The organism is Vibrio sp. 2033, from assembly GCF_033339735.1.
Map to the genome: position 1 here is coordinate 1 of NZ_JAWOVC010000081.1, position 1,397 is coordinate 1,397.

A 1,397-nucleotide genomic window follows, 5' to 3' on the forward strand; every position below is an offset into this window, starting at 1 on the left:
TGCCCTCTTCGTCGCACATCAATCCAATGTAATATTAAGTAAACGGTAACTGACCAAAGGTGCCCCGATGGCAAACATTCTTTTAATTGATGACGACATAGAACTGACAAGCCTATTAAAAGAGGTGCTCAGCTTCGAAGGATTCGAAGTCAGTGAAGCAAACGACGGTGAAGCCGGCCTTGCCGCAATCAACAGCGATATCGACCTCATCCTACTGGATGTAATGATGCCAAAATTGAATGGTATGGAAACGCTGAAGCGTCTGCGAGAGAACTGGGAAACCCCCGTGTTGATGTTGACCGCCAAAGGCGAAGAGATTGATCGAGTGATCGGTTTAGAGCTCGGCGCAGATGACTACTTACCAAAACCTTTCAGCGACCGAGAGCTGCTCGCTCGTATTCGCGCGATTTTACGTCGCACCAATAACACGCAGAAAAACGGCAAAAACAGCGATTGTATTGAGTACCAAGAGTTGCGCCTGTATCCGGGCAAGCAAGAGGCTTACTGCGATCAACAACTGCTGGATCTAACCGCAACCGAGTTCGCGCTGTTGACCCACTTTGTCCAAAACCCAGGACACGTACTCACCAAAGAGACGTTGAGCCTCGACGTACTAGGTAAAAGACTGGCGGCCTTTGACCGTGCAATCGATATGCACGTGTCGAACTTACGCAAAAAGCTGCCCGACCAAAGCAATGGCAAACCGCGCATCAAAACCCTACGTGGTCGCGGCTATATGCTGCTTGAGGAGGATTAATGCGCCTATCACGCATCAAACTGCCAAAGATTAATAGCTTGTATGGACGCATCTTTGCCATCTTTTGGTTCACTATGCTGTTGGTGTTGATAGCCGTGCTATCACTGCCACATTTGGATCCAAGGAAAGCACGCGACATCCCAGACGAGCATTATCAGCGGATCATTGAAACGCGTGATGCCATTCAAAACAAATACAGCAAAGAAACCGATCTAGGACGCATTTTATTCCGCGTCGAGGGCAACCGCGCAGGTAAACATGACCCACGACCACGAGTGTTCTTTTCGGATTACAACGGCAACGTCTTAACCACCGATAAGCGCAGCAACTTTCAACTGCGTGCGATGCAAAACTTTGTCACCAGTATTGAAGATTACAACAAGCCAAAACAGAGACTTTATGGCCGCTATATGATTGCCGGCCCTGTGCCAATCGTTCTGGCCGACTCTGATCTTCTGATGTACGTTGGCTTTAAATGGAACGAGCCACCACCGCTGCTACTGCGTCTCTTCGACCACCCATTCCAGTTACTGTTGGCCGTCATGCTGGTGAGCACGCCATTACTGCTGTGGCTTGCTTGGGCGCTGAGCCAACCCGCACGACGCCTTGAAGCCGCCGCGCAGCGAGTAGCAAAAGGTGA

At 50.0% G+C, this 1,397-nt stretch carries 1 protein-coding gene and 1 pseudogene; both read left to right on the forward strand.

Annotation, left to right across the window (positions count from 1 at the left end; translation table 11 throughout):
• Window positions 1-67: 67 nt before the first annotated feature.
• Window positions 68-757 carry a response regulator gene (locus tag R7P74_RS24730; RefSeq protein ID WP_023583865.1) on the forward strand — a complete coding sequence of 230 codons (690 nt, stop codon included), beginning with the start codon at window positions 68-70 and terminating at the stop codon, window positions 755-757.
• A pseudogene (cpxA, locus tag R7P74_RS24735) lies at window positions 757-1,397 on the forward strand (envelope stress sensor histidine kinase CpxA); the annotation flags it as partial. The gene R7P74_RS24730 and the pseudogene cpxA, both read left to right, overlap by 1 nt.